Below are 6,005 nucleotides of genomic sequence, written 5' to 3' on the forward strand. Positions count from 1 at the left end.
TTGTTTTTTGAACTGAAGAAAACACTGTGTTTGAAAAAGGGGAAAATGGGGAAAATAGAAAGATGAGACCGTTTAAAAATAGTAAAAATCCACGATGATTATATATATCTAGTTTATATCTTACCTATACCCTTGGAGAAAAGGACAGTGCGCCATGGAGAATGCTATATTATTATTAAAAAATGCAAATGTGATAGATGTAGAGTCTGGAAAAACGACTTACTCTCATCTTCTTGTCCAAAATGGCTATATCACGAAAATATTATCTGCACACAAACAAGTTGGTAATATTCATAATAAAGCAATTATTTATGATTTGAAAAGAAAGTATGTCATTCCAGGTTTGATTGATATGCATGTACATATGAAAAAAGATTATGCTCCCATTTTTACTGCAGCTGGAGTTACAACTGTTCGTAATACAGGCGGAAATGTTGGTGAATTAAAAAAGCTAATACATGCATCTAATGGAGCACCAACGCCAAGAGTTATTTCATCGGATAGAATTATTGATGGTCCGCCTGGTTTGTGGGGTGAAAATAGTCCATGGAACATAAATGTAAATGATGCACAGAGTGCTAGAGCAGAGGTTAGAAGGCAGGTTGAAGCCGGCGCGGATTTCATTAAGGTGTATGGTTGGTTGTCGAAAGATATAATGGAAGTGGTTGTTGATGAGGCAAAAGTTCATCATAGAGAAGTCAGTTGTGATTTAATACACTCCTTGGAAGTAACTGCAACTGATGCTGCTAAAATGGGTATTAAATGGAACGAGCATGCTTCTGGTATTTTAAAAGATCTTTTCCCAGAGTGGACGATGCAAGCAAACGAAGGTAAATGGAAGGAAATTGATTGGGAAAATCCAGATGAGAAAAAGATTAGAGAAGTGTGTAAAATATTGGTGGAAAATGATGTTGTACTTTGTCCTACAATGGTTTTATATGATCAAGCAAACTTAATGAGAAATTATTGGTACTCTGAAGAAAAGATAATGGACAAAATTAAAGAAAACTCAGTGTTAATGCAGCATTGGAGACGCTTTATCGAAAATACAAGTTCTTTAAGTAGATTAGGGATACAACATACCTTTAATAAAGCAATAGCAAAAGCCTATTTTGACCTAGGAGGACTGGTGGTAGCTGGTACCGATACTCCTGCTGGCATTTTCACCTTTCCTGGTATGGCGCTTCACAGAGAGCTAGAGCTATTCGTTAAAAATGGTTTATCTGAAATAGATGCGATTAGGACAGCTACAATAAATGCAGCAGAAGCTCTTAATAGACAAGATATAGGAGTCCTTCAAGAAGGAACAATTGCGGATATGGTAATACTAGAAAAAAACCCTTTAAAAGATATACGTTGCACTAAAGAAATTCATAGTATTGTTAAGGGAGGAACTTTATACACGCAAGATAAACTACTCGAAAAAGTTCCTATAGAAGAGAAAGTAAAAAAATCTGTAGAGGAATTTATGAATAGTTTCCTAGACACCAATTACAAATCAAGCTAATCAAAAATAATAAGATAGCATTTTTGACAGGAGCGGCAATTTCTAAAGCCTCTCCTGTTTTTATATGCGTTAAAATCTATTAAGATCGACCATAAACTAAATCTATCATTATTTGTGTACTAATCTCTTAAATTCACACATATATTCATATCTAAGTGATTGATTGGTATGTAACTATTTTAACTAATGAGTTTGGGGGAATCTAATGAATATCACAGCATACTACCAAAAATCAGTTCAAGAAGTGATGAAAGAGTTTGACGTTACTCAACAAGGGTTATCAGATTATGAAGTAAGACAAAGACATAAAGAGAATGGCTTCAATGAATTGGAGGAAGGTAAAAGGAAAAATGCCATACAAGTATTTTTAGAGCAGTTTAATGATTTTCTAGTCATCATTTTAATAGTTGCTGCTGCTATTTCTGCTTTTTTAGGAGAATTAGAAAGTTCAATAGTTATTGTAATAGTAATTGTATTAAATGCAGTTTTAGGGACGGTACAACATATTAAAGCGGAAAAATCATTAGATAGCTTAAAAGAAATGGCCGCTCCTATAGCTAAGGTGCTGAGGAATGGAGAAGTTATAAAAATTCCATCCCGAGAGGTAGTGGTGGGAGATGTTCTCTATTTAGAAGTGGGAGATTATATTTGTGCAGATGGAAGAATGATGGAAAGCTATAGCTTACAAGTAAATGAGAGTTCATTAACAGGTGAATCCGAAGCGATAGACAAAATTGAAGCATTAATTGATAAAGAGGAGCTAGCAATTGGAGATAAGCGTAATATGGTCTTTTCAGGAAGTTTTGTTACTAATGGTAGAGGACGAGCTATTGTAACATCCATTGGTATGGCTACTGAAATAGGTAAAATAGCTAATCTGTTGCAAAATGCAAAAGAAAAGAAAACCCCCTTACAAATGAATCTGGATCACTTTGGGAAGAGATTGGCTATTGGCATTATCATTATATGCCTAATCATTTTTGGACTAGACATTCTTAGAGGCCGAGAGCTAGTAGATTCTTTCATGTTTGCGGTATCCTTAGCGGTAGCTGCCATTCCGGAAGCATTAAGTTCAATCGTCACCATAGTACTTGCATTTGGCACACAGAAAATGGCGAAAGAAAATGCTATTATTCGAAAATTACGAGCAGCTGAAAGTTTAGGGAGTATCTCTGTTATTTGTACAGACAAAACTGGAACGCTTACACAAAATAAAATGACGGTCCAGCATATTTACGTAAATGAGCAAACCATAGAAGCTGATAGAGCTAATATCAACAACCCACTCCATAAAAATTTAATGAGCATGGCGTTGCTTTGTAATGATTCGATAAGTACTGAAGAAAAAGAAATTGGAGATCCAACAGAAATTGCGCTTGTAAATTGGAGTAAACTATATAACTTTGATGAAGGGAACGTACGCCAACAATATTTCCGTGTAGGAGAAATGCCATTCGATTCTAATCGCAAGCTAATGAGTACGATTCATCGAATAAATAATCGATATATGATGATTACAAAAGGAGCAGTTGATGAGCTATTATCTCGAATAGTAAGAATGGAAACATCTCCAGGCATTTCACCTATTAACATTGGACAAATCGAAAGGATAAAACAAGCAAACCACCATTTTTCAAGCCAAGGTCTAAGAATCCTTGCGTTTGCTTATAAAGAAGTAGATTCCCCGAAAGTAAACATGGAAATGGAGCAGGATCTCACTTTCATTGGGTTGGTCGCTATGATGGATCCATTAAGACCAGAAACTAAACAAGCGGTAGAAGATTGTATAGCAGCAGGTATTAAACCAGTTATGATTACTGGAGATCACAAAATTACCGCGACTGCTATAGCGAAAGAAATAGGGATAGTAGAAGGTCCTGATGAAGTGATGGAAGGGAAGGAAATAGAAAAATTATCGGATTTAGAATTACAAGACATAGTCGAGAATGTCTCTGTATATGCACGAGTATCGCCTGAGCATAAAATTCGTATAGTAGAAGCTTGGCAAGAAAAAGGTCACGTTGTAGCGATGACTGGTGACGGTGTAAATGATGGTCCAGCATTGAAGCAAGCGGACATAGGGGTTGCAATGGGGATTACAGGTACAGAAGTTGCAAAGGATGCCTCTGCTATGATCTTGGCTGATGATAATTTTTCAACCATTGTCAAAGCAGTTTCCAATGGGAGAAGTATTTACACGAACATTACCAATTCCATTATGTTTTTGCTATCCGGTAACACTGGGGCTATCCTAGTCGTACTGTATGCAACCATTCTTGCTTTACCTGCACCCTTTTTACCGGTTCATCTATTATTCATAAACTTGCTGACGGATAGTTTACCTGCCATTGCAATTGGTTTAGAACCACACAATAAAAAAGTAATGAAAGAAAAGCCTAGGGACATTAAGGAACCCCTTCTTAATAAGAAGTTTGCTATACAGGTTGGATTGGAAGGCTTCCTCATTGCAGCAGTAACAATTATCGCCTTTCAAATAGGATTGGCGACTGGGGATACAATGGTCGCGACTACTATGGCATTTGCAACCTTATGCTTGTCCCGATTATTTCATGGCTTCAATTGCCGATCAAAAGAGTCCATATTTAAAATTGGATTGTTTTCGAATTTAACTGTTTGGATCGCTTTTCTAATAGGAGTCATTCTTTTGAACCTAGTTTTGATATTCGAGCTGTTTGATGTTGCCGCAATTAGTCGCACTCAGTTTGCAATAATCTATGGGTTGGCTTTCATACCAGTGGTTGTTATTCAAATCGATAGATTTTCCCTTCCAAAAAATAAATATTGATTTTCTAGCTTAACATTTTGTATAATTCTAATAATATAAAAAGGCGTTGAAGAGAAAAAGTAGAGTGATGATGTTATATAGAGAGCTTCTGGTGGTGGAAATGAGGCAAGCTAGTCATTCGAACATGATCTCGGAGCTTCGTACTGAACGTGTAACAACTAGTAGGATACGACAAGAGTTGGCACTTGTTACCCATGTCAAAGTATAAAGGCTTTTTGCTATGTACTTATGGAGTCATATGGTGCGAACCATTTGAATATTAAGGTGGTACCACGAGATAACCTCGTCCTTATCGAAATTTCGATAAGGATGAGGTTTTTTATTTTAGCTGAATATATTTAAAACTTACTTGGCTAAAAAACTTAATGAAGAAAAGGAGAGAATTAAAATGAACATTTTTATCGGAGGGGCATGGCCATACGCTAATGGGTCCTTACATTTGGGACACATTGCAGCATTATTACCAGGAGACATTTTGGCGAGATATTATAGACAAAAGGGAGAGGAGGTATTGTATGTCTCTGGTAGCGACTGTAACGGTACTCCCATATCCATACGTGCTAATTCTGAAGGCGTTACAACGAAAGAAATAGCGGATAGATATCATAACGAGTTTAAAGAAACCTTTAATCGTCTGGGCTTTAGTTATGATATGTATACACGAACTGATAGTGATCATCATCATAAAGTGGTTAGGCAAATCTTTTTAGAGCTATGGAAGAATGGTTATATTTACGAAAAGGAAATTGAGCAAATCTATTGTGCAACTGATAATCAATTTTTACCTGACAGGTATGTGGAAGGGAATTGCCCAAATTGCGGAAGCCGCGCAAGAGGGGACCAGTGTGATGCCTGCTCCTTAATTTTAGACCCTATGGACTTAACGAATAGAAGCTGCAAACTATGTGGAAATGAGCCGACTGTTAAAGCTACAAAGCATTTATATTTCCAGCTAAGCAGCTTTCAGGAGCAGCTAGAGAATTATCATATGTCAGCAAAAGCAAATCATGCGTGGCGAGAAAATGCAGTTCGCCTGACCGAGCGATATTTAAATGAAGGCCTTCGTGATCGAGCGGCTTCAAGGGATCTGCCAAATGGGGAAAGTATACCCATCGAAGGATACGAGGAAAAGAAAGTGTATGTATGGATAGAGGCTGTTTCCGGTTATTACTCAGCGAGTAAGGAATGGGCCACTCTTAACCAAACGGATGAAAAAGAATTTTGGAATGAGCAAACCATTTCCTATTACGTGCATGGTAAAGATAACATCCCATTCCATACCGTAATATGGCCAGCGATACTTAAAGGTATTCGACAAGAGACACTTCCAACTCATATCATTTCCAACGAGTATTTAACGTTGGAAAAGAGAAAATTTTCGACTAGTCAAAACTGGGCAGTATGGGCTCCTTATTTTGTAGAGAAATACCATCCGGACTCCTTAAGATACTTTTTAACAAGCAATGCCCCCGAAAATAGAGACTCTGATTTTTCGTGGAGAGAATTTATTCACAGCCATAATGGGGAGCTACTCGGAGCATATGGAAACTTTATCAATCGCACATTAAAATTCATTGAAAAGTCCTTTGAGGGAACAATTCCTGATCGAGCAATTCATAAAAAAATAGAAGAAACTACTATAAAATTATATACATCGGTGGGGCAATTGGTCGAGGCAGGCCAGTTTAAATT

Annotated in this window: 3 protein-coding genes and 1 other annotated feature; all 3 genes read left to right on the top strand. The window is 37.0% G+C overall.

Annotation, left to right across the window (positions count from 1 at the left end; genetic code table 11):
• Positions 1 to 154 precede the first annotated feature (154 nt).
• A complete protein-coding gene (locus tag AC06OU_RS08350; protein ID WP_475855165.1) occupies positions 155 to 1,507 on the top strand; it encodes an amidohydrolase family protein in 1,353 nt (450 codons plus the stop codon).
• Between the two features lie 205 nt (positions 1,508 to 1,712).
• Positions 1,713 to 4,313, top strand: coding sequence for a cation-translocating P-type ATPase (locus AC06OU_RS08355; protein ID WP_475855166.1), 2,601 nt, complete (start codon positions 1,713 to 1,715; stop codon positions 4,311 to 4,313).
• A 37-nt stretch (positions 4,314 to 4,350) separates the two neighbouring features.
• Positions 4,351 to 4,607: a binding site (T-box leader), on the top strand.
• Between the two features lie 94 nt (positions 4,608 to 4,701).
• The coding region (metG, locus tag AC06OU_RS08360; protein ID WP_475855167.1) for a methionine--tRNA ligase at positions 4,702 to 6,005 on the top strand (1,304 nt) is incomplete at its 3' end.

The organism is Psychrobacillus sp. (assembly GCF_056205495.1).

Bases quoted from the DNA above. Each gene is read 5' to 3' on its own strand.
- AC06OU_RS08350 (WP_475855165.1), top strand. From the start codon at position 155: ATGGAGAATGCTATATTATTATTAAAAAATGCAAATGTGATAGATGTA.
- AC06OU_RS08355 (WP_475855166.1), top strand. From the start codon at position 1,713: ATGAATATCACAGCATACTACCAAAAATCAGTTCAAGAAGTGATGAAA.